A 24,180-nucleotide genomic window follows, 5' to 3' on the forward strand; every position below is an offset into this window, starting at 1 on the left:
CAGCGGACTGCAACAAGGCCGTTCGCCAGCATCAAGCTTCACGCCAGCTTGCAAGCACAGCTAAAGCCAGCTTGTTGATTTCACCGGCCCGCAGCAGTGTTGCCGCCTCGGTATAGCAGCGAAGCTCGGGCGCATTGCCAGACGGGCGCAAATGAATGATTTCCTGGTTGACGAATGTGACGCGCAAACCGTCCGTCGTATCCACACCGCTCACAGCACCCGATACCGCAGCAAACAAAGCCTCCAGTGCCGCGTTTTGCTGCTGCCGCGTTCCCTTTTGCAGGCCTGCCAGATGCTGCTGGCTCAGCGCGGTGGGAAAGTTCTGAATCCGGTCACTGCAGGTGTAGCAGGTCGGCAAGGTAGCCTGCAAGGCCGATACCGTGCAGCACTGCGACCGCGCACTGGCCAGCGTTGCCAGCATCGGTAGCGCCGCATCGCGGGTAGGCAACGCGGCCAACACACGTCCGGCCACGACCACTGGCGTCGCTAAAAGGAAACCGCCATTCGCCTCGTAGCCGCAAACGCCGGAACCGCTATTGGATGGGCTCTGCACCAAAGCTGCCTGCATGCCCTCAATCACATACGGCGAGCCAATACGGGTGCGGCTGGTGCGCGCAAACCAGCCCGACTTTTCAAGCGCTGTGTTGCTGCTCACAGGCGTTACCACGCACTGCGCGCCCAAATACCGCGCACAAAGAATGCCCAGCACATCGCCGCGCAGCCACTCACCATGTTCATCGGCCATCAGCGGACGATCAGAGTCGCCATCGGTGGACACAATGGCGTCGAGCTGATGCTGCGCCGCCCATTGGCGCGCCAGCAATACGTCCTCGGCGCGCACCGCCTCTGTATCAACCGGCACAAAGCTGGCCGAGCGCCCCAACGGCAAGACTTCAGCACCCAGGGCCTGCAGCAACGTGACCAGCACATCACGCCCGACCGCCGAATGCTGGTACACCCCTACGCGCAGTCCCTGCAAAGCTGCCGGACGAAGAAATTCTGTGTAGCGCCGCACGTAGGCTGCAGTGACATCCAGCGGCTCAGGCAAGGACGGCGGCGAAAGCAGCGCACCTTTTGCATCGAACAGACCGTCTGGCAACAAAACGCGCTGGGCACGAATGCCCGCCTCGTCAGGCTTGAGCACCTCGCCCGCGACGCGATTGAACTTGATGCCGTTGCGGTCGTCCGGAATATGACTGCCTGTGACCATCAGCGACGGAATGCCTTGCGTGAATGCATGCAGTGCCACTGCTGGCGCAGGCACAAAACCGCAAAAAATCGGCTGGCCGCCCTGCGCCGTGATGGCGGCCATGCAGGCCGCCAAAATACGCGGCGTACTGGCCCGCAAATCGCCGGCCAGCGCCACCGGTGTGCCTGGCGCAAACTCGCCGACGGCCGCCATGTGCTGCAAAAAAGCCGCTGTGTAGGCAAAACACACGGCGTCCGTCATGGCCAAGACCAAGCCACGCGCACCGCTGGTGCCAAAAGCCACGCCGCTTTGCGCCATCAGGTCGCTGATAGCGACTAGCGACGCGCCTTGAACCAGTTCTTTTGATCGCCCTTTCAATGCACTTTGCATACCTTGCATAGCGTCAGCCATCTTAGAAAGAGAAACCGGCCTGGTTACGGCGCAGGTCGGCCTCAACCATCATCTGGCACAACTGCTCCAGCGTGGTCTTGGGTGCCCAGCCCAGCTTCGCCTTCACTTTGGTCGGGTTGCCAATCAGCAACTCCACCTCAGCCGGCCGATAAAACTTGGGGTTGATGCGCATCACGGTTTTGCCCGTCGCGCAGTCAATGGCCGTTTCTTTTTCTGCCGCACCTTTATAGTCAATCACAATACCCGCGCCCTTGAAAGCCATGGTGACAAAGTCGCGAACGGTTTCGGTGCGGTTGGTGGCCAGCACAAAAGTATCCGGCTCGTCGGCCTGCAGCATGCGCCACATACCCTCGACATATTCTTTGGCGAAGCCCCAGTCACGCTTGGCGTCAATGTTGCCCAGTTCCAGGCAATCGAGCTTGCCCAGTTTGATCTTGGCCACGCTGTCGGTGATCTTGCGCGTCACGAACTCACGGCCACGCAATGGGCTTTCGTGGTTAAACAAGATGCCGCTGCAGCCAAAAAGTCCATAGCTCTCCCGGTAATTAATAGTCATCCAGTGCGCGTAAAGCTTGGCGACACCGTAAGGGCTGCGCGGGTAAAAAGGCGTGTCTTCCATCTGTGGCACGGCCTGCACCTTGCCGAACATTTCAGACGTGCTGGCCTGGTAAAAGCGAATTTTCGGGTTAACGATGCGAATGGCTTCGAGCAGATTGACCGGCCCCAGACCGGTAATTTCAGCCGTAGTGACGGGCTGATCGAACGACACGCCGACAAAACTTTGTGCGGCGAGGTTATACACCTCGGTCGCACCGGTGGTTTGCAGTAGGCGGATGCTGGACGACAGATCGGTCAGGTCATATTCAACCAGATGCAAATGAGGGTGCTTGGCTACCCCCAGCTCCTCCGTCCGCCAAAAGTTGACGGAGCTGGTGCGGCGGTAGGTGCCATACACTGCATAGCCTTTGCCGAGTAGCAGTTCCGCAAGGTAGGCGCCGTCTTGGCCAGTAATACCAGTAATTATTGCAGTTTTCATAGATATTCCATTTCCTTTAAATAAATTAACGTTTTTTCTGGCGTCTGACTCTTGCCTGTGTTGGAGCCGGGGAGGACGTTTGCGACGACTTCTTGGCCTTGACTCGTGGCAGACTGATCACTTTGGCGGAATGAGCGTCGGTTAACTCTGCGTCGCCCGACAGCATCTCTGCCACTGTCGATCGTGGCCTGGGGTTTTCCAACTCGACAGGTGCCGCCGGGGAAGGGGGAAAAGATACCTCTGCATTTTCGACAGTATTAGCAGCGTCAATATTCAAAGAAGGGATATGTGGTTCATCTATCCTTCCCGAAAATCCAAATTCGCGTCCCAGCGCTAGGCCCTGCTTCGACATCCATGCATTGTCGGGCGCATGGTAGCGCGATAAGATATTAAAAAGCCGCACTGACTTGTTTGCTCTCCGAAAGGAGCCGTGTTGCAAAATATTATTTGCGTATTCTTTGCTCCCTTCCCTTATCGCTTTTCTGGTCCGGTGAAGGTCCACACCCCGGTCATCCAACAGGCATTCAATCGAATGTCTTAACATTTCACATTCAGCCAACGCGCTAATACTGGGGTGACCCGAAAACGGTAGTTTAATATCCTGACCAGTCGGAAACTCAGCTCTAATTAAATTGACATGCTGTTTGTCGAGCTCGTTGAACGGGTCGTACAGCATAATAACTTCAATGCCATCGTCGCCAGTCATGGGGGTATGACAAAACGAAAGTGAAGCTGCTTCTTCGATCCAGCGAAGCTCGAAAGGCACAGAACCTGAATCAATTGAAAACTGGGGGCTACACGCAATGACTTTGTGCAGCTCAAGAGCTTTGGCAAAATATAGCGCGGCATACGCCCCCATACTGGAACCATATCCGACGCGTAAACTATAGTGGTGTAAATATTCCTGCGTGAGATGCGTCATTTCATCTGTAGAGACGTTTTGATACCACTCATTTTCAGTGATTTTAAAACAGAGAACGTCGTACCCTAAAGAAACGAAAAAATTCTCACCAAATCCTTTAGCCTCAAACCCCAAAAAATCATAAGGTTGAAAAGTAATAGCAAGCTTATCGCTTCCAATCGAAATTAAATCGGCAGCAATACTCTCATTCTCAAATACCCGCTTTATCTCGGCGTGCCGGGCTATGACTTTCTGGAACTCCCCGATTCTGCCAATTTTGTAAATTGGATTTGCCGCAGCCTGTTCACTCGTCCACGGCGTAATCTCGATCATGGAGATCTGGACGTCTGTTTTTTCATTGACCCAGATTCTGAGCTCAAGGTCTGTACAGTTGGAATCCAGCGTTATGGGGACCCTGGTCAGGCAACCGTCTTCGCCAGGTTCATGCAAAGAAGACTCGGCGACGATGAATCGCCCTTTATTAATCGCAATATCCATACGAGCTCTGGCGAGACCGCTTTCTCCAGCGATACCGCGAAGGGTCACGAGATACTGCCCCGCCGCCAGGGAAATGTAAGAACCAAACAGCAGATAGCCCGCCTTACTTGTGCTCGTGGTGTTAGGGCCAGATCGGGTTCCTACCTGCGTTTGAAAACGAGTATCAGAACCCTTAAAAAAGTATTCCTCTGGAAACTGGCCGGGCGCAATCTCGAGCGTGGCAATTTCCATCTCAGTACTCTCACTGACCCAGACCCGAACCTCCAGGTCAGAGCACGGGGAAGTCAGCTCTATGGCCAACGTGCCAAAGCAACCGGTGTCGTCTGGTTCGCTCAGGACGAGTTCACCCAGCTTGCGTGTATCTTGATCGCAGACGACATCCATGCGTGCTGCGGCAAGGCCTTTAATTCCAATTGAACCTCGAAACGCGACCCGATACCAGCCAGCAGCCAATGGGATATAGGGCCCATAGACAAGATGCCCCTCCCTGCCCGTCGTTTTCATTGCTAGTCCCGCACGTTCCCCTACCTGGGTATTCAGGCGATGATCGCTAGCCATGAATCGGTATATATCATCGGGCATCCATTGGCTATGCCATTGCCCGTTCAACATTACATCCAGTAAATTCTTCGTACTTTGTTTCCAGGTCAGCCAGGGCATTTTGTCTGACTGAGGGGTACGGCCAAGCTTTTCCAATGCCTGCCATTCGCGAACGGCACTAGCGAGCGCTTCGGGTTTCAAACCCGAAAAATAGAATGCGTGTTCTCCCGCGACCTCCCGAAACACAGGCAGATCGCGGGCAATAATCGGTTTCTTGTGATGAGCGGCTTCAATCAGCGGCAGGCCAAAACCTTCGCCTTCCGACGCCGAGATCAGACAGCCAGACGCAGCATAAACTTTCTCAAGGTACTCGTCGCTAATGCCCTCGAGCCAGAACAAACGTTTATTGCGTTCGGAATGACTACGAAGCATGTCAACTAACAGATCTACATTCCAGCCATGCTTGCCCACTATCACCAGATTGACATCGAGACCTTGATCCCAGAGCTGCTCAAACGCCATCAACGTTTGCATTTGGCCTTTACGCGGCTCAACCGTTCCCACCATCAAAAAAGTGGGTCTGACTGACAGAACGTCGAGTACAGAAGCCGCATCGGCAGGAAGCCCCGTTGTTGGCACTGACCCAGCCAAGTCGGCTGCGTTATGCGACCATCCAATATTCAATGGCCGCAAGCGCTTCCCGCCAAACATGCCAAGCCAATCGCGCAGCTCATCGGCAACAGTGCGGCTGACGCATATAACACCGTCCGACTCCGCTATCGTGAGAAGCCACCGCGCATGCAGGAGAGGTATGGTTTCTGGAAAAAGTTTTGGCTTTAATACCGGCAGCAGATCGTGGACCAAGAAATATACGCGCACGCCGTTCTGCCGCAATATTTTAAAATAATCAGAATTACTTGTCGTAATCGAGTGCGTCAGATCAAGGCCAAAGAAAATATCGCCACTGAAGGCGTCAATAGGCGAGTCTTCCAAATCTACACTATTTACTTTATCCGAAAACTGCAAAGTAAAATTCCGCGCATACCGGTAACCAGTTCCATTTTGCGCGGCATATACGGGCTCTATCCTGAAGCCCTTCGGAGGATTGTCGAGCAATTCCGTCAGAATGCTACGCACCACCCGCTGCACGCCAGTTTTTGAGTCTCGCTGCACCAATTCTGAAATATCAATCAGTAATTGTGACTCACCTTTTACGGGGTGGTTCTGCGCAATAGCTTGGGCCGTTTTCAGCCAGTCATTTTCGTCTAACGGGGGAGCCTGGCTGGCAATTTTGTCGACCAGCCATGAGGTAAACGCCGAATTAGATTTTCGGTTGCTGACAGAAACACTCTTTTTATACTGCTTGCCATGCCACAGCTCAAAGGCCGAGATAGTTATTTTGGCAGTCGCATCCCATGAATATGCCTTGGATCGTTCGAGTCCGTGTCTGGCTAAGTCAAGTCGCATATCCTCGTCGTTCAATACCTCGGCTATTTTTTCGGCTATGTCCTTTTCACTGAAGGGATTGAACAATGCATCTACTCTTCCAATTACTTCGGGCAGGCTGGTCGTATTGGCTACTATGACAGGAGCGCCGCAGGACATCGCTTCCAGGGCAGGCAAGCCAAAGCCCTCGTGCCAGGAAGGAAATACAAATAGGTCGCACAGGTTATAAAGCTGCACCATTTCTTCATCGCTAACCCGCCCTGTAATCACGACATCGGAGGAAGTAAGCCCGGAATAATTCGTATAGTCCTCAAATTTCTGCCGATGGGGACCCGGCAAGCCGCCAACTATTGCTAGTTGATAAGTCTCCCTAATATTGGCAGGCAGTAAAGAAAAAGCCTTGATGAGGCGAAGATGATTTTTTCTCTCATCCGTTGCACCCGAGTACATCAGGAAGCGGCGGTTTAATCCGAAGCGCTTGCGCAATGCACTCTCTTGCTCTGCAGAAATCTTGACAGGTTTGAAGTGATCGTCCACTGCAGCGCCAATATTGACGGCCTGCTCAGGTGATGCATCCAGAAAATCGATGCTCTCCTGTCGCGCTGATTCCGAAATGGCAAGATATATATCTGCCTGCTTTAGGAATGCAAGTTTTTCTTGATAGAACTTCGCGAAGGTTGGATGGGGCGTGAGATAAACCTCGCTTTGAAGAAGTGGGATCAAATCGTAAAAGGTCACAGCCGTAGGCAGCGCATCCGTCGATAAACCAATACTGTTGACGGAATTGTCATCAAAACCCTCAAACAAGCTTGTTATGTGGATGATGTCCGGCTGCAAGCTGGCCAAAAATGTTTCACGGATCAGTTCAGCTGCATGCCTGCGCCATATATTTGCCGGATCGGCGCTGTGAACAGGCCCGGGCGCATTCCACACCACGATGTTCTGCTGAGGCAATTTCCCATCAAAGTCTGCGCGTATGGCTTCAATGGAGTCGGGAAACAGACCATTCAGGGCGATAATTACTTCATGGTTTCCCCGGTTCCGGACCATGGCATGCGCCAAAGCGAGGCTATACCGTCCGATGCCGCGATGACGACTTCCACTCTGCGCCCCTTGTAAATCAATAACGATACGCATCAATGGGCCTTCTCGGCATGTTGTACAGCCGCTGTTTTAAGTTGAAGATAAACATCTCTTGCGTGAGGCGAGAGTTGCTTGAGTCCATCAAGCGCTGTCGGCTGGACGGAAGCATGGGCCGCGCTGTCCGGCGTCGCCGGGGATGTACCGCCCAATATCGATATCACGGTCTGACTTTGATTTCGGATCAGGTGGTGTAAGCCTGCAAATGCCGTTTCCATCTGGTTGAATCGACAGTTACTTGCCTCGTTGAGAACAAGAATTTGGTTTTCAATGGCGCGCAGCTTTCGTTGGATGGATTCACCTCCGCCGGTGTTATCGAACTGTCTGAAGAGCCATCCAATCAGTGGGTATTGCCCTCTCTGGTGTTGTCGAATCGCTCCATCCAGTTTGGGAAGCGTGGTCACGCGCGACTTGCCTTCTGTTGATAAACGCAGTTGCGCCAACATCTGAATTTTGGAGAAACCTGAGCGCAACCGGTCCAGGTAATAAGTCAAGCCCTCAGGATCAGGCGCCCGTCCAAATAGTGTTTGATAAGCGCAAATAACAAACTGTTGGTCGTGGCAGGCCAATAATTCATCCAGCGTGTTTGCCGGGGTTGAGGTGAACGCGGTAGGTGTGTGGGCAGAGGAAGGCATGAGGGGCTCATTGAATGCATATAAGGCGTTGATCGGTGAGGCTGAGTCGGGTGGCAAGGCACCCTCTTCGCTTGCATGGGCCTGGGCAGACGAATCGACCGTAGCCGTGGTGGTTAAAAGATTTGGCTTAACAGGCGCTTGTCGGGCGTTGGCCAGCGGCAAAGGTAGAGCAGCAGCCGGCGCGATCACGGCATCTGCGCCAGGATTTTTGAGACCCGTGAAGGGGAGCAGCGCGCGCAGTGGTTTGGTCATGCGCCAGATAAGCGAGGCATGCGTCGCTGCAAGGGTTTGCTGTAGCTCGGCCAGCGACTGGTGCAGCAGCAAAGCTTGTTGCTGCCCGGAAAGGATCTCGGCTTTGAGCTGGCTCTCCACGGCTGCGCAAGTTTCAATCAGGCGACTGTGCTCCGCCAGCCTCGCGCCCAGTTGTAAGTCATGGTGTTGCGCTTGTAGTTGATGGGCGTGGTGAAGCGCCTGCACTTCGCTTTGCAGAGCTGCGATCTCCTGGCCTAACGCTTTGTCACGCCGTGCCCAACTTTGATCCTGTTGAAGGCGTTCTTCGTGTGCCGACCTCTGTTGCTCAAGCAGGCACTGCTCCCGTTCGGCCTGCTTCAAGCTGAGCGCGCGCACGCGTTCGCTGTGCAGCTTGGCCTGTTCGGCTTTCTGATGCTCCGCCTGTTGCTGAACGGCCAACAGTTGCGCGATAACTTCCTGCTCGCGTTGCAGTTGCTGGCCCAACCTGTTTTCCAGCGCCAGCCGGGATTGGCTGCTTTGCACGGCGTGTTCTTTTTCACGCTGCGCCCGTTCTTGTTCCAGGCGGCGTATTTCCTGTTGCCCGGCCTGGAGTTGCTGGGCGTGCGCCTCCTCCCGTTCGGCGTGCTGGCGCCGTAGTGTCTTGACCTGCTCCCGATGCATGCGGGCCTGGTCTGTCGTGTCCCTTGCGGCTTGCAGTTGACCGGCCAGCAGCTGCGTGCCAACGTCCTGCTCACGTTTGGCGCGGTCCTTCAGCAGGTTTTGAAGATCCTGCTGCCGGGCTTGCAGTTGCTGACTGAGAGACTGTTCCCGCTCACTGTGCTGACTGACCAGTGCGTGCTGTTGTTCCCCATGGCTGCGGACCTGTTCGGCTTTATCGTCGGCAGTTTTCTGTTGAATTTCCAGCATTTGAACGGCCGCCGCGCGCTCCCGTTCGGCTTGCGTTTTTTCCAGCAAAGCAATGCCAAGGGTCAGTCGTTCGATCTCACTGCTTGTCAATTGCCTTTGCTGCTTGACCAGTGCAGAGGCTTCGGCGACCTTCTCCTGGTAGCGCTCATCAATCTTTTTGTGGAAAGTCGCGCTGGCTGTGCCGTTGAGGGTAAATTGGTCGAAGACGTTTGGCGGTGCCGCAAACGCTTCCCTAAGCTCGGGATGCTCGTTTGACACGTAGTAGCGGTTGAGTCCGTCGAAATAGACATGGGCATATCCATAGGCAACAAGAGTCGCTTCCCAGTTTTCGCGCGTCTCTATCTGCGTGAGCGGCAGAGTGCTTTCCACCACGACTACCCACGGGCGTACCGCAGAGGAGCGCCAGCTGGAAAGCACTTGCTGCTCAAAACCTTCAACGTCAACTTTTAGCCAATGGATATCGGGCGCCGTACAGGTATCAAAAATTGCAGACAGGGCGATGCAGGGAACGGTGGTTTCGCGAACATCAAATCCACGCTCTCGGTGCTGCGCTGCAATAGTGGCGTCTGCGGTCGAGATTCCAGTGTCCGGAATTTCAAAAAAGCGCAACACCCCTGGGCGAGTCCCGACAGCCGCCTGAATGACGGTGTCGCCCGGGCGCTGCTGCCTTAGCAATTCAGCATACCGCGGTGTGGGCTCAACATGAATGCCGTGCCAGCCATGCTCATGAAACGCGAGGCTGACAGAGTCAACTACCGGGTCTTGGGCGCCGACGTCTATGTATGTACCGCTTCTAATATGGCCAAGCGCCCGCCAGAGCATGACGTCTTCAAAATTTTGGGCGTAGGAGTTAATGCTCATACCGCTGCGCCTCGTGCGGCTCGCGCGCTTCGGTTTGAGCGCTTGACGGTGGAAGCCGCTGCTGCGGTGCCCTGCGGCAAGCCCAGCGCGTGCGTGAGCTGCGCTGCCGCAAGCTGCCATGTGGGCAGCTTTGCGCGCGCCCAACCAGGCAAGGCAGCACCAGCTCGTGGCAACCATTGATTGATGGCAGTTGCCAGGCCCTGCGGCGTTTCGCCATTGAAATAGGTAACGCCCGCGACTTCAATTTCGCGAAAAACCGGTATGTCTCGCACCAGCACCGGCTTGCCATGTAGCGCCGCCTCCACCAAAGGCAAACCGAAGCCCTCTGCGCGAGACGCCACCAGAACGCCCCTGCATGTGGTGTACAACCGAAGCAAAAATTCATCGCTGATGTTGTCAAACCAGAACAGTCGTTTGCCGGCTTGGGGGTGCCTGCGTAGCCGTTCTTGCAGTGCCTCGGTCTTCCAGCCTGGGCGGCCCACTATGACCAATAGCGGCACAGGGACGGGTGGGGTTGGCAGTTTCCATAGATGTTCAAAGGCGGCTAAAGTCTGGTCATGACCTTTGCGTGGCTCCAGCGTGCCCACCATCAGCACGGCAGGCGTGTTGCGCAGGCGGGCAAGTAAAAAACCGGCATCCGGCGGCAGACCGCCGCTGGGCGCGCTAGCTTCAATGTCGGCTCCCAGCACCATCTTGCTGGCGGGCAGCGCGGTGCCTGGAAGGTCAAACTTCGCACTGAGCCAGGCGGTCAATTCGTCTTTAACGGACTCAGAAACGCAGATGGCGTTGTCAGCGTATACCGCCACCCATTTAATCCAGCGCTTGAAGTTGCGCGTGGTCGTTTTGTTGAACCATTGCGGGTGCTGAAGTGGTAGCAAGTCATACACCACCACATGCACCGAGACGCCGCTTTTTTTCCAGCCAAGCACTTGTGCCTGGTGGCGCGGCAGCAGGTGGGCAGCCAGGTCAAGAGCCAGAAACAGGTCACCGTTCTGCGCCTTGACCGGTGCGCCCAGGCCTTGCTGCGGCTCATCTGGCTGCGCCATAAAGCGTGGCGCCGCATGGCAGTAACCCTGGTGCCGCGTGGCAAAAACGGGACACACCCGAAAGCCCCTTGGCGGCGCTGCAATCAACTGAAGCAGCAGCGCGCGCACCACGCGCTGGATGCCGGTGCGTGCGTCGCTTTGATGAATGACGGAAACGTCAATTAGCAACTGCCGCATTAAGGTATCCGTTGGCAGCGACGCCTGAACGCCAGTCATTGCACTCTGCCGTGCCAGTTGCACGGGGAGCAGCTTGAGAAGCCACGCGGGCAGATTACGCGAAATTTTCATCATGCAGTGGCGTGGTCTTGATAAAACGCAAAAGCTTCGTCCACTTCGTCAAATGCAACGAGCTTGCCTTTGTCCAACACGGCTGCGTGCTGGCAATGCATCCTGATGTAGCCCGGGTCGTGCGAGACGATGATCATGGCGCGGTCTTTGCGCTTTTCGAACAGTTCGACTCGGCACTTTTCGTGAAAGCGGCTGTCGCCCACGGCCACGATCTCGTCGATCAAAAAGCAGTCAAACTCCACCACCATGCTGATGGCGAAGGCCAGGCGCGCGCGCATGCCGGCCGAGTATGTTTTTACGGGCTCGCGCAGGTAGCGCCCCAGTTCGGAAAACTCCTGCACAAACTCAATCTTGTCTTCAGGGCTGGTGCCATACACGCGGCAGATGAAACGCAGGTTGTCCAGCCCTGTCAGCGTGCCCTGAAAAGCACCGCCAAAAGCCAGCGGCCACGACACGCTCATGGAACGGCGTATGCGGCCCGCGCTGGGGCGCTCGGCGCCGCTGATCAAGCGGATGATGGTGGACTTGCCGGCGCCGTTGCGGCCCAAAATGCCCACCTTTTCACCCGGCTTGATAGTCAGGTTCACGTCGTCCAGCACGGTGACGTCGCCGTGGCGTGTGCCATAGCGCTTGATAACGTGTTCGATGTGAATCATTCGGGCATCACCTTGCGGCTGATCTCGTGGGTTTTGACCAGACCCAACAGTGTTAGCGCCGCGCAGACCACTGCCATGTACGAAATGTCGTAATGCGCCTTGAAGATGGAGCCGAAGTAGCCCTCGCGCAGCAGCTCAACGCCATGAACCATAGGCAGCAACAACACGAAATCTTGCGCGGCCGGAGGCAATGCGTCCACCATGAAGGCAGCGCCTGAAAGCGGAAAAAGCAGGTACGAAGTGGGGCCCCATAACTTTTCAACTATTTCAGACTGCTCGCTTAAGGCGCCCATTAATAACGCAAGGGAAAAGCCAAACCAGGCCAACATGAACCATGCGAAAAGAACTTTGCCGACGTCTTCGGGTGCGCTGAGCCAGCCGGTAGCATAGAAAAGCAGCCCCAACACCACAAACGAAATAGTGGCACCAGCCCCTTCCAACAGCAGACGGGAAACAAAGATGTCGATCACTTTGACATGGCGGTGGTACATGAGCGACAAGTTTGGAGTAATGGCGCATATGCAGCGGCCAGGCATATTTCGCCAGAGCAAGACGCTTGAGTAGCCTGTAAGCGCAAAGGCAACGATGGGTAAATTGGAGCCATGCCCAAGACCGGCAATCGTCCACATCGCGGTCACGCCCAAGGTAAACAGCATGGGTTCTACAAACAGCCAAAGAAAACCGATGTTGTGGCGGCCAAAGCGCGTGAGAATTTCGCGCATGAGCAGCGCGCCGATCACCCGGCGCTGAATAGCCCATGACTGGCTTAAAGAAGAGGAGCCTTCCATAGCGCCCTTAGTCCTGGTGCTCGCGCACGCCTGCCAGCAACATGCTCAGGATGCCCCACGCCACCAGGCCCAACACGAAGGTTGCCAAAATGCTGCGCAAGCGCCGGGGTTCCATGGCCAGATCAGGCTGACTGGGTTGCACAATGCGTTCTATATAAACCTGTTTGCGCTGCGCCTCGTTTCGCGCTAGTTCTAGTGAAGCCATCGCGCTGCCCAACTGCTTGTCAGCAAACTCGCGCTCCAGTGCCAGGCGCTGGTAGTCAGCGGCCTTGTTGGACAGCGAACGCCCGTCGCCGGTCACCTTGCCAGTTTCTATGTCCATTTCACTTTGCAAGGTTTTCGCCCGCAGTTGCATGGCCGGGATTTGCGGGTTTTGCGGGGTGAAGGCTTTGAGTTGCGCAAGCTGGGTCTTGGTCGCGATCAGCTCGTCTTGCAATTTGGCTATTTGTTGCAGTTGCGCGGTGGCCTGTCGCTCAGGGTCTACCACGCCTTTGGCGGTACGGTAAGCCGACAACGCCAGGCCAGCGGCCTTGGCCTTGGTTTCGGCGTTGGACACCTCAAGGGCGGCGGAACGGATCAAGTCTTGTCGGCCGCGCTCGTTCATACGGTTGACAAGCGCCTCGCTCAACTCCAGCAGTTTTTGGTTGATGCCGACGGCGTCTTGCGCGGTGTAGGCACGGACCGTGAGCGTTGAGATGGAAGAAACCGAGTCTTGCAGCATCTCCACCTTTTTTTGGTAGTAGCGGTGCAGGGCTTCAAAACTGACGTCAAAGTCCAGTCCACCAAAGCGGCTGAACAGGTCTACCTGGCTGCTGGAAAAGGCCTTGCCCACGCCAAGTTTGTCGTTGATTTCCTTGAGCGCGTCGCGCGAGAGCACATAGTCATGAACGGTGTAGCTGTCGTCTTGCGCGCGCGAAAAACCCGCGCCTTTAAGCAGGGCACCGAGGCCACTACCCATCTGCTTATCGGGGCTGCGCACCACAAAGCGCGACTCCGAAACGTACACGTCCGACGCGATCAACCCGAAGTAAATGGTCGCCAGAACGGTTGGCAAAAACACTGTCAGGAGAAACAGGCGGTTGACTCGAGACAAGCGTTTTTTCACAGCGCGGCGCCAGGTACCGGCGGGGGCTTTCAACTCTAGGGCAGATTGCATTTCCAAGTGAGAATTCCTAATATCGCTTTAACTTTGAGGTGGGGAAAGAAGAGGGAGAGCTGCGGAGTTGGTCCGCTAAAAAACACGAAAGGTACGAAAAGGAAATGTCAAAGCACAATGGCTCCGACATTTTTTAAAATATCTTTTCGCGCGCTTCGCGGACAGAACTCTTCGCGTTGCTGTCTTGGGTGCCTTCTTGCGTGTTTCGTGGCCGAGTCGTCAGACCCGCCCGTACACGTCCTCAAATCGCACGATGTCATCTTCGCCAAGGTACTGGCCGCTTTGAACTTCAATCATCACCAGGTTCATGACCCCAGGGTTCTCTAGCCGGTGCTTGAAGCCCGCAGGTATGTAGGTTGATTCATTGGTTCTGACAAACAATTCGTTTTCACCGTTGACCACCCTGGCCATGCCGCTGACAACAATCCAGTGCTCGCTGCGGTGGTGGTGCATTTGCAAAGACAAGGTCTCGCCCGGCTTGACTTCAATGCGCTTGATCTTGAAGCTGGGGTCTTCTTCAATGACCGTGTAAGTGCCCCACGGCCGGTGCACGGTGAGGTGGTGTTTGTGCGCGTCGTGCGCCTTGTCTTTAAGCGCTGTATAGAGGTGCTTGACGTCCTGGGTGTGGGCTTTGTCCACCACCAAAAGGGCGTCGGGTGTGTCCACGATGATCAGGTTGCTGACCCCGACGGCGCCCACCACGCGCTTGTCGCTCTGGATGAAGCAGTCGGTGACGTCATGCAACAGCGCTTCGCCTTCAATGCGATTGCCGTCATCGTCCGGCACTGAAAGATCGCCCAGCGCGCTCCACGAGCCAATATCGCTCCAGCCGATGCTGCAGGGAACCACGGCTACCTGGTCAGACCGTTCCATCACGCTGTAGTCGATGGAACTGTCAGGCACCTGGGCAAAGCTCTCTTCGTCAAGAGTGAGTTTTTCAAAGCCCTTGCCTTCAGCCCGGCTGGATTGTTCTAGGCAAGCCATGGTGGTTGAAAGAATTTCCAGGCAGTGCTTTTCCATCGCTTGCAGCATGACGCTGGCCTTGAAGCAGAACATGCCGGAGTTCCACAAAAAGTGGCCCGATGCCAGGTATTCCTGGGCTTTTTCAAGCGAAGGTTTTTCTACAAACTGCACCACCTTGTTGCCATCGGCTTCGATATAGCCATAGCCGGTTTCAGGCGCATCGGGCTCAATGCCAAAGGTGACCAACTTTCCGCCTTTAGCCAGCTTGACGGCTTTGCTGACCGCTGCGGCAAACGCTTCCTGGTCTGCAATCAAATGGTCTGCGGCAAGCACAAGCATGACGGCATCTTTGCCGTGCGTCTTGACAACCGTCAGCGCAGCGGCGGCAATGGCGGCCGATGTATTGCGGCCAAAAGGTTCAAGGATGAAAGAAGTCGGCAGCTTGGCATTGTTGACCTCCCGGAACTCGTCTTCAGTCTGAAACGCAAGTTCGCGGTTGGTGACGGTCAGGATTTCCTTGACGTCGGGCAGTGCGGCGCCTCGCAGAAAAGCCTTTTGCAGCAGGCTTTGCCCGTCCGCAAGGCGAATAAAAGGCTTGGGGTGCAGTTCGCGAGAAACAGGCCACAGGCGGGAGCCTGCGCCACCACAAAGAATAACGGGAATGAGCATGTTGGTTTCCTTAAAAGTTGGGTATGTTTAAGTCAGAGATGGCGCCAGGGTATTGGCTCGTCTCGTAGTGCATACAGGCTGACAGGCGCCTGGGTAAGGTTTTTCATCTGTGCCAGAAAGGTCGCCGTGGCGGCTTTGTCCGCCGGGCGCGCCTGCGTCCAGAACGCATCCAGATCACCAGAAAAAGTAAGCTGTGGATGCTTGTATAAGGCTTCACCCAGTGCCATCACCGGGGCGCCGCGTTCCAGAGCCTGCAAGCCAACCGTGCTGTTGATCAGCACAACACCCGCAGCGCGCTCTGCGATATCAGGTGTATCGCCCTCTACCAGATGATGAATACGATGGCGAACTCCCAACTCGGTTGCTAGGCTAAAAATCAGGCCCGTGTGCCCTGCTCCACCACGTGATTGAGGATGCTGGCGAAACACCAGCATGGCACCTGAAGCAGCGTGCCCGGCAAATGATCGCATGACACGAATGATGAAATCGGCGTTCTGTTCAAACGGGCTGTGGTGGGAGATCTGTGCATCATCATCGTGCTGCAGCGGCACAAAAAAGTAAGGAGGAAGGTTCTTAAACAGCCAGGACTGAAAGCGGTAGTCGGCCGTCCTGGCCAACAATTTGCGCCGCCATGATCGAGCCCAGTAGCCAAGGTAATGGTAGGGGTCGTCCTGGCGGTGGTGCACATAGTGCGGGTAGGCGGCACGCGACTTGTGCATGGCAATGTAGTGCTGGGCGGCATGCCAGGCCATTTTTTGAAAGTGGTGGCGCGAGGTGTGCGGCTCAATACCGTTAAGAGCGACTGAACTGGAGGTGTCGCTCTGCACCAGGGCCATCGGTTTCCAGGAGTAGCGCTGCAGCGTGGTGGAGTAGCCGTTCACCCCATCGAGTTCCATGGTGAGAAAACCTGGTCGAAAATAGCCTTCTTCCAGCACGACCGCGGGCAGGCCAAGGACTCGCACCAGTTCCAGGGCCATCGCGTGGTACTGGCGCGATTGGCCGAACAGCACTACGCAATCGATACCCAACTGTTCGATCAGCGTTTCAAGGAATGCAGGCCAAGCGTCAGGCTTACCTTTGTAGGTTGCAGGCCTGAGCAGTTGGCAGTCATGCTCATCCCCACCCTGAAACACGACTCTATGAACTTCGGCGCCGCCGATTTGCAGCCAACGGCTTAAGCGGTCATAGAAGGGCCCCAAAGGCCCTTGAAGCAACAAGACTTTTTTGGACTTGGCAAGCCGGGTAAGCGCCGGATTGCCCGGGACGCTGCGTTTGACCTCATTGAGCTGAGGCAGAGAAGGGCTTCCTGAGTCGAGCTCTCGCCACACTTCTTGAGGGATGACATGCATCAATTGTTCAATTCCTTAATCGCAGTGACTACTAAAGTCCGAATTACCGACCGGCTACGAGACCAAGGTCTCCGGATCGCAAAATTCAGAATGATTTTTCCCCTGAGGGAAGCAATCAACGATTGACATCAAGCAAAGCTCGGAAGATGTAATTGCTAATATTGTCAGTTCTATCAAGTTTTTAAAATTCTACGCCGAAAACTACTGCTCAATCATTTAAAGCCAAATAAATCCCTCGTAAAAGTTAAATTACAATTGGTACAAACCCTAACTTAATACACAAAACAAGAAGGGTGAGAAGGCCGAACTGACCGAGATAAGTAATTACAAATTGATACCAAAACGACGCGGAATCGCGTTCAGCCTACACTCGCCCAAGTTGGGGCGAGGAAATGGCCGAGCACTATGCAGCCGGCAGGCCTATCGGATTGACGTGGAACCGCGCAGGCTAGTCATCGCGCTATTATTTCAATAGCATGGTGCGCCCGTCAGTCGTGGGCTAGAGGCTACTTTTATTGCAAAAATAGCCGTAATCACTGAAAACGGAATCAGGGTGCGCGCAACGCCGCCTTCAATTGCAGCCCGATCTCGGGTTTGTCGGCAAACGGATCGGTCGGGTTGCGCGCCTGCAAGATGTCTTCGAGCCGCGTTTGCACCGAATTGATGGCTTTGGGGTGGCTGTAGATGTAAAACTGATTGCTTGCGATTCCATCAAATACCCGTTGCGCCACGTCGGCCGCGCTTACCTTGCCGGAGCCGACGGCCTTGCCTGTCATTGCTTGCTGAATCAGCTGGCTCTTCGTCGGCTTGTCGCCGCTTAACTCAGCCGGCCGATTGCGCTGGCTCTGGCCTATGCCGGTGGCCACAAAAAACGGGCACAGCACTGAAGCGCCGATCTGATCGGTCACCAGCGCAAGGTCCTGGTACAGGGTTTCGCTTAATGAGACCACTGCATGCTTGCTCACGTTGTAAACCCCCATGTTGGGCGGATTGAGCAAACCGGCCATGCTGGCGGTGTTGACAATATGTCCCTGCCAGGACGGGTCTTTGGCGGCAGCTTGCAGCATCATGGGCGTGAAGATGCGCACGCCGTGCGCCACGCCCATCACGTTGACGCCGAGCACCCATTCCCAATCCTTGACGCTGTTTTCCCAGATCAGGCCGCCCGAGCCGACGCCGGCATTGTTGAAGACAAAGTGCGGCGCGCCAAAACGCTCGAACACGGCCTGGCCCATGGCCTCCATCTGGTCGGCACTGGAAACATCGAGCCGGAAGCTGAGCACCGGGGCACCGCTGGCCTTGATCTCTGCGCTGGCCTGGTCCAGCGCATCTTGCTGCACGTCGACCAGCACCAGGTTCATGCCTAGCCTGGCGCCTATGCGCGCGCACTCCAGGCCAAAGCCCGAAGCAGCCCCGGTGAGAACGGCCGTTTTACCTTTGAAATTCGTGATCATGAATAATTCCTCCAATTAAGCGGGGCGCAGCATTTCGATGTGGGCAATGCCGTCTTCCAGGTACGGCGCCCCGGCGGCTTCAAAGCCATGCTGCTGGTAAAAACCTTCCAGCCGCGCTTGGGCGCCAATGCGTATGGGCTGGGCGCCCCAATGCTGCGTCAGGCAGGCCACGGCCTTTTTCATAAGCACATGGCCTGCGCCGCTGCCGCGCGCGTCATGGTGCGTCACCACGCGGCCAATGCTGCTTTCGGCAAACTTGATGCCCGCAGCGAAGCAGCGCGCATACGCTACCACCTGACCCGCTTGTCCCGGTTCTTCGCCGAGATGGCCCAGCAGGTGCATGGCCTGCGCATCCGCGCCATCCATGTCCTGAAAGACGCAGGCCTGCTCGACCACAAAGACCTCGCTGCGCAGTTGCAGCAGCTGATACAGCTCAGCCGTCGTCAGCGCATTAAAGGCGACAAAGCGCCATGTGAAGGAGGTGGTGGACAGGCGGCTGATAGGGGTCGTTCTGTTCATGCGGCCTTCAGCGAGTAGCCGATGCGCGGGAAGTGCACATGAACCGTGCCGGCGCGCTCGTCGGTGCGGCGCAGCGTGTAGTGCATGCGGGTGGCGGCCATCAGTTCGCCTTCGGTCGCCTCGTGCCCGAAGCTTTCGCTACTGACCAGCACGCGACTGCCCAGCGCTATGCCATGCTCGTCCTGAAAGATATCGTCTTTCAGCGGCAGCGGCGTGGCGGCCGCCGCTGCGGCAATCGCCTGCACCGCGCTAAATTTATTCATGGTGCCGTGGCCGATTGCGGCCATCCGGTCCATCCAGTCCAGCACGGCGGGCGTGGCGTTCAGAATATCTGCCAGCACCGAGGTGCGCACGCGCGTGAACCACAGCGGGTGGTACATCGCAAAGTCGGTGATGCAAGGCACTTCGCCCAGCAAAAAAGGCCAGTCATCAAGCATGTCCGACAGGCGGCGCAGATAGGATTTGTAGGCGGCTGCGGCGTCTGCCGGGTGCAGCCGCGTCATGCCGCTGCTCATGGCTCTGCGGTCTTCGCCAAATGCGCGGGCCGCCTCCGGCGGTACGTTGTTGAACACCTGGTCCCTGCCCTTGGGCTGAAAGTTGAACGCCATGGCGGTCCAGAACAAGGTGTTGTCTGCCCAGTGCGCCAGGGTGCGCGCCATGCCTTTGCTGGGCTCCGGGTACAGCGCGGGCGCGGGCTGCAGGTGTTCCAACAAATCGGCAATCAGCGTGGTGTCGCAATAAATGTCGGCACCAATTTGCAGTACCGGGGTTTTGCGGTAGCCCCCCGTCAGGGCCACCACGTCGGGCTTGGGCATGATCGCCGGAATGATGACGGACTTCCAAGGCAGGTTTTTGTAGCCCAGCATCAACCTGGTTTTTTCGGCGAAAGGCGAGGTCGGGTAATGGTGAAGAATCAGCTCGATCATAAATCTCCCTGTGGGTTCTCTGACTGTCTCGATATCCCGATGCCTTGGTTGTTACCGAGGCATGGCACGGGCGATGATGCTTTTGAAATCGGTGCCGGAGGCCAGTGTGCCAAACGCCTGACCCCAATTGCCGGCCAGGCGCGAGTCGCAGAAAGCGCCAAACACCGCGCCCGGGGCCGTCTGGTATAGCAGCGCGGCCTGAACTGCCAGCGCCACGTCCTGCGCGAGGCGACGCGCCTGGAGCTCTGCGGTCTCAGCGCTCATGTTTTCGACACGGACCAGCAAGGCGGCAACAAGCCGGTCCAGCGCCGGGTGCGCGCCTTTGGCAGCAGACAGCTCGTGGGCCAGCGCGGCTACTGCATCGGCCTTGCGCAGGGCACGCAGCAGGTCCAGCGCCATGATGTTGCCCGCGCCTTCCCAGATTGAATTGACCGGCATTTCGCGGTAAATGCGCGCCATCACGCCTTCGCCGCCCTCCTCCACATAGCCGTTGCCACCCAAGCATTCCATGGCCTCCTGGGCGAGGTGGCTGCCGCGCTTGCAGATCCAGTATTTGGCGATCGGGGTTAACAGGCGCGCCATGACAGCTTCATGGGTGTCGGTGCCCCGGTCAAAAGTGCGGGCCAGGCGAATCGCCAGCGCGGTCGCGGCTTCAGACTCCAACGCCAGATCGGCCAGCACATTGCGCATCAGCGGCTGATCAATCAGCAGCTTACCAAACGCCGTGCGCTGGGCGCTGTGGTTGAGGGCCAGGCTCAGGGCCTGGCGCATCAGGCCACTGCTGCCCAAGGCGCAGTCGAGGCGCGTCATGCTGCCCATCGCAAGGATTTGCGAAACACCACGGCCTTCATCGCCAACCAGCCATGCCTGCGCCCCTTCGAATTCGACTTCGGAGCTGGCATTGGCCTTGTTGCCCAGCTTGTCTTTCAGGCGCTGGATGCGTATGGCGTTCAGGCTGCCGTCGGCCAGAACGCGCGGCATAAAAAAGCAACTCAAGCCGTCCGGCGTCTGGGCCAGCACCAGAAAGGCGTCGCACATCGGCGCCGATAAAAACCACTTGTGCCCGGTCAGCGCGTAGCGCTCGCCCCAGCTGTCCTGGCCCGCCGGCTCGGCCCGCGTGGTGTTGGCCCGCACATCAGAGCCGCCCTGCTTCTCAGTCATGCCCATGCCCATAGTCAGGCCGGGCTTGCCTTGCCAGGGTTTCAGCACCGGGTCGTAGGCGCGACTGGTGAGTTTGGGACCCCAGTCGGCATAAATCGCCGCGTTGCTGCGCAGCGCCGGTGTGACGGCGTAAGTCATGGAAATCGGGCACAACGTGGACGGCTCAAGCTCGGTAAACAGCATGAAACCGGCGGCGCGCTCGACATGCGGCGATAGGCCAAGGCGTTTTGGCGCCGGGCCGCCCCAAGCCGAAACAGCCCCCTCGGGGCTGAAGGCTGCGGCTCCAAGCCCGCCTGCGCGGGTTTGGACAGCCTGCAGATGCGACGCCTCAGGCGGCGCGGCGCCCTGCAAGGGCAGCGCAGCACGCGAAGCGGCAAGCGTGGGGGCCACTTCTGCCCAGGGCGTGCCATGCAAGCCGGCGCCCACGGCTGCCGCCATCAGCGCGTGGTAGCTCGGATGAAACTCCACATGATCGACGCGCCGGCCGAAGCGGTCATGGCTGTGCAGCTCGGGCGCATGGGTGTTGGCCAGCCGCGCGTGGACCTGCATATCGGCACTGCCCAGCATTGCGCCCAGCCGGCTGAGCTGGGCCGTGTCAAGCTGCGGCGCGTTGAACTTCAGCGCGCCCAGCAGCGGCCGGTTGCTGTCGAACAGGTTGTAATTGACCAGCGGCTCGGGCTGGTTGAAGACCTCATGGGTGATATCCACGGCGACCTCCCGTGCAAAAGTTAAATCAGCTTGACCAGCTGCTTGCCAAAGTTCTTGCCTTTGAGCAGGCCCAAAAAGGCTTCTGGCGCGGCCTCCAGCCCCTGCGCCACGGATTCGCGCGGCCGCAGCTTCGCCGTGGCCACCAGGGTGCCGAGTTCCTTAAGCGCCTCGGGCCAGACGTCCATGTGCTCGCTGACGATAAAGCCCTGCAGCTTCAGGCGGCTGAGCAGGATCAACGAGGGCTGGGTGATGGGCAGCGGCTTGCCGTCGTAGCCGGCAATCATGCCGCACACGGCAATGCGGCCAAAGGCGTTCATTTGCGACAGCACGGCGTCCAGCACCATGCCGCCGACATTTTCGAAGTGGCCGTCAATGCCTTTGGGGCAGGCTTCTTTCAGCGCCTTCGACAGCGAGGCCGCGTCGGGGTGCAGTTTGTAGTCGATGCAGGCATCAAAGCCCAGTTCGTCCACCGCGTACTTGCATTTGTCCGGCCCGCCGGCAATGCCGACCACGCGGCAGCCGCGCGCCTTGGCCAGCGCGGCGAAGGCGCTGCCGACGGCGCCGGTGGCAGCGCTCACCGTGACGGTCTGGCCGGCCTGGGGTTCGATAATTTTGAGAAGGCCGTACCAGGCGGTGACGCCCGGCATGCCGACCGCGCCCAGGTAATGCGACAGCGGCACATGCGTGGTGTCGACCTTGCGCAAGGCGCCCGGCTGCGCCGCGTCGACGACGCTGTACTGCTGCCAGCCGCCCATGCCGACCACCTTGTCGCCAGGTTGAAACAGCGGCGAGCGGCTTTCCACCACTTCGCCCACCGTGCCACCCTGCATGACCTGGCCCAGTGGCTGCGGCACCGCATAGCTTTTGGAGTCATTCATGCGGCCGCGCATGTAAGGGTCCAGGCTCAAAAAGTGATGGCATACCAGCACCTGACCCTCTTGCAAGGCCGCTGTCTGGCTGCTCACGAGCTTGAAATTGCTGGTGACGGCTTCGCCGCTGGGACGGTTGTCGAGCAGGAATTGTTGATTGACGGGCATGTGGATCTCCTGAATGGGATTTGAGGACTTCTGGACAAATAATGAAGCTATAGTTTTGATAGCTGCTCGCGCCCGCATTCATTGGGCTAGAGCACGATTTAATAGGTAAAACGCACTTTAGTCGGTTGAAATGGGACTGACCGCAGCGCTGCCCGCATCAGCCGGATTGGCGCTTTTGGTCTGCCGTTTGACGTATTTAAATGTTCCGGTCGCGTGAGCGCAAGGCCTGCCCTGCGCGTCGTACAGCGTGGCTTCCGTAAATGCCAGCGAGGTGCTGCGGTGCATCAGGCGGCCCTTGCCCGTAAGCTTGCTGCCGTCGCCCGGTGCCGGCTGCATGAAACTGGTTTTCATTTCGATAGTGACCACGCCCATGTCTTTTTGCACACTCCGCGCGGCAACGGCCATCGTCACATCAAGCAGCGTCATGATGGCGCCGCCGTGAGTGACGGCAAAGGAATTGAGGTGCTCAGGCCGGGGCGTGTAGCCAATCGCCGACTGGCCGCCTTCAAACAGTTCCAGCGCAAAGCCGAGGTGGCTGACGAAGGGTATTTCCGCGCCGAAGTTCATCATGGCGTGCGCAGCGCAGGGCCGCCCCAAGCAAGCACAGCCCTCCCCTGGGGCAGCGCCGTACGCGAAGCGACAAGCGTGGGGGCGACGAACGAAGCGCCGGGCCGCCCCAAGCGAAGTTCAGCCCCCTCGGAGGGCAGCGCCGTACGCGAAGCGACAAGCGTGGGGGCGACGAACGAAGCGCCGGGCCGCCCCAAGCGAAGTTCAGCCCCCTCGGGGGGCAGCGCCGTACGCGAAGCGACAAGCGTGGGGGCCATTCTTAGCCGCCAGCGATGACTGAAACGCCGCCGTCCACCGCCAGCCACTGGCCGGTGATGTGCTTACCCGCGTCGGACGCATAAAGCACGCACAGACCCTTGAGGTCTTCGTCATCGCCAAGCCGGCCCAGCGGGGCGTGCGCGGCGAGTTTTTCTTCGCCCATGGCCTTGAGCGTACCCATGGTCATCTTGCTCGGGAAAAAGCCCGGGCAAATGGCGTTCACGTTGATGTTGTGGGCGCCCCATTCGCAAGCCAGGGCCCGGGTGAAGTTGACCACCGCACCCTTGGACGTGTTGTAGGCAATCGTGGTCATCTCGCGCGGGTTGCCACCCAGACCGGCAATCGAAGCCACGTTGATGATGCGCCCCGACTTGCGCGGGATCATGCTGTGTTTGGCGATGTGCTGCGACAAGATGAAATAGCCGCGAATATTCAGGTTCATGACCTTGTCCCAGGCGTCCACCGGGTGATCTTCGGCCGGCGCGCCCCAGGCGGCACCGGCGTTGTTGACGAGGATGTCCACATGGCCGAAACGCTTGATGGTTTCATCGGCCAGCGTGCGGATATCGGCTTCTTTGGAGCAATCGGCGGCGATCCAGTCCACCTCGATGCCGGCAACCTGCAATTCGGCCGCCGCCTTGATCAGATCATCGGCCTTGCGCGAGCTCAGCATGACCCGGGCGCCGGCCTCGCCCAGCGCCTGGGCGAGTTGCAGGCCCAGGCCGCGCGAGCCGCCGGTGACAAGCGCGGTTTTGCCCTTGAGGTCAAACAGTTGCTGGATGGTACGGGTGGCTTTCGGCATAGGGTGTCTCCTTATTAT

The 24,180-nt window shown here is 57.5% G+C and carries 18 protein-coding genes; all 18 read right to left on the bottom strand.

What is annotated here, in order from left to right; genetic code table 11:
- Positions 1–31: 31 nt before the first annotated feature.
- Complete coding sequence (locus tag HHJ18_RS01085; protein ID WP_296910675.1) at positions 32–1,579, bottom strand: phosphomannomutase; 1,548 nt, start codon at positions 1,577–1,579, stop codon at positions 32–34.
- Positions 1,580–1,601: 22 nt separating this feature from the next.
- A complete protein-coding gene (gmd, locus tag HHJ18_RS01090; RefSeq protein ID WP_296910676.1) occupies positions 1,602–2,636 on the bottom strand; it encodes a GDP-mannose 4,6-dehydratase in 1,035 nt (344 codons plus the stop codon).
- Positions 2,637–2,661: 25 nt separating this feature from the next.
- Positions 2,662–7,158: a glycosyltransferase family 1 protein gene (locus tag HHJ18_RS01095; RefSeq protein ID WP_296910678.1), complete on the bottom strand. Its 4,497-nt coding sequence runs from the start codon at positions 7,156–7,158 to the stop codon at positions 2,662–2,664.
- A complete protein-coding gene (locus HHJ18_RS01100) occupies positions 7,158–9,815 on the bottom strand; it encodes an FkbM family methyltransferase (protein ID WP_296910681.1) in 2,658 nt (885 codons plus the stop codon). Before HHJ18_RS01100 ends, HHJ18_RS01095 begins: the two co-directional genes overlap by 1 nt.
- Positions 9,812–11,038, bottom strand: a complete 1,227-nt coding sequence (locus HHJ18_RS01105) for a glycosyltransferase family 1 protein (protein ID WP_296910683.1) — start codon at positions 11,036–11,038, stop codon at positions 9,812–9,814. The genes HHJ18_RS01100 and HHJ18_RS01105 overlap by 4 nt, the downstream gene beginning before the upstream one ends.
- A 110-nt stretch (positions 11,039–11,148) precedes the next feature.
- On the bottom strand, positions 11,149–11,805 hold the full coding sequence (locus HHJ18_RS01110) for an ATP-binding cassette domain-containing protein (protein WP_296910685.1): 657 nt from the start codon (positions 11,803–11,805) through the stop codon (positions 11,149–11,151).
- Positions 11,802–12,593 (bottom strand): ABC transporter permease, encoded by a 792-nt coding sequence (locus HHJ18_RS01115; RefSeq protein ID WP_296910687.1) that lies wholly within the window; start codon positions 12,591–12,593, stop codon positions 11,802–11,804. The genes HHJ18_RS01110 and HHJ18_RS01115 overlap by 4 nt, the downstream gene beginning before the upstream one ends.
- A gap of 7 nt (positions 12,594–12,600) precedes the next feature.
- On the bottom strand, positions 12,601–13,749 hold the full coding sequence (locus tag HHJ18_RS01120) for a hypothetical protein (protein ID WP_296910689.1): 1,149 nt from the start codon (positions 13,747–13,749) through the stop codon (positions 12,601–12,603).
- A 219-nt stretch (positions 13,750–13,968) separates the two neighbouring features.
- Positions 13,969–15,381 (bottom strand): mannose-1-phosphate guanylyltransferase/mannose-6-phosphate isomerase, encoded by a 1,413-nt coding sequence (locus HHJ18_RS01125; RefSeq protein ID WP_296910691.1) that lies wholly within the window; start codon positions 15,379–15,381, stop codon positions 13,969–13,971.
- Positions 15,382–15,413: 32 nt separating this feature from the next.
- Entirely contained in the window at positions 15,414–16,730 is a 1,317-nt protein-coding gene (locus tag HHJ18_RS01130; RefSeq protein WP_296910693.1) for a capsular biosynthesis protein, read from the bottom strand.
- A 548-nt stretch (positions 16,731–17,278) separates the two neighbouring features.
- Positions 17,279–18,184, bottom strand: a complete 906-nt coding sequence (locus HHJ18_RS01135) for an SDR family oxidoreductase (RefSeq protein WP_296910695.1) — start codon at positions 18,182–18,184, stop codon at positions 17,279–17,281.
- A gap of 15 nt (positions 18,185–18,199) precedes the next feature.
- Positions 18,200–18,703 carry a GNAT family N-acetyltransferase gene (locus tag HHJ18_RS01140; protein ID WP_296910697.1) on the bottom strand — a complete coding sequence of 168 codons (504 nt, stop codon included), beginning with the start codon at positions 18,701–18,703 and terminating at the stop codon, positions 18,200–18,202.
- Positions 18,700–19,629 (bottom strand): glutathione S-transferase family protein, encoded by a 930-nt coding sequence (locus HHJ18_RS01145; protein WP_296910699.1) that lies wholly within the window; start codon positions 19,627–19,629, stop codon positions 18,700–18,702. The genes HHJ18_RS01140 and HHJ18_RS01145 overlap by 4 nt, the downstream gene beginning before the upstream one ends.
- A 51-nt stretch (positions 19,630–19,680) precedes the next feature.
- Positions 19,681–21,498, bottom strand: a complete 1,818-nt coding sequence (locus HHJ18_RS01150; protein ID WP_296910701.1) for an acyl-CoA dehydrogenase family protein — start codon at positions 21,496–21,498, stop codon at positions 19,681–19,683.
- 20 nt (positions 21,499–21,518) lie between these two features.
- Positions 21,519–22,535 carry an NADP-dependent oxidoreductase gene (locus HHJ18_RS01155; RefSeq protein WP_296910703.1) on the bottom strand — a complete coding sequence of 339 codons (1,017 nt, stop codon included), beginning with the start codon at positions 22,533–22,535 and terminating at the stop codon, positions 21,519–21,521.
- 117 nt (positions 22,536–22,652) lie between these two features.
- Positions 22,653–23,105, bottom strand: a complete 453-nt coding sequence (locus HHJ18_RS01160) for a PaaI family thioesterase (protein ID WP_296910706.1) — start codon at positions 23,103–23,105, stop codon at positions 22,653–22,655.
- The gene (locus HHJ18_RS01165) at positions 23,102–23,359 is read right to left on the bottom strand and encodes a hypothetical protein (RefSeq protein ID WP_296910708.1); all 258 of its coding nucleotides are present in this window, start codon (positions 23,357–23,359) and stop codon (positions 23,102–23,104) included. Before HHJ18_RS01165 ends, HHJ18_RS01160 begins: the two co-directional genes overlap by 4 nt.
- Positions 23,360–23,361: 2 nt before the next feature.
- On the bottom strand, positions 23,362–24,162 hold the full coding sequence (locus HHJ18_RS01170; protein ID WP_296910711.1) for an SDR family oxidoreductase: 801 nt from the start codon (positions 24,160–24,162) through the stop codon (positions 23,362–23,364).
- Positions 24,163–24,180 lie beyond the last annotated feature (18 nt).

This window comes from Polaromonas sp. (assembly GCF_012927455.1).
Classification (GTDB): Bacteria; Pseudomonadota; Gammaproteobacteria; order Burkholderiales; family Burkholderiaceae_C; genus Polaromonas.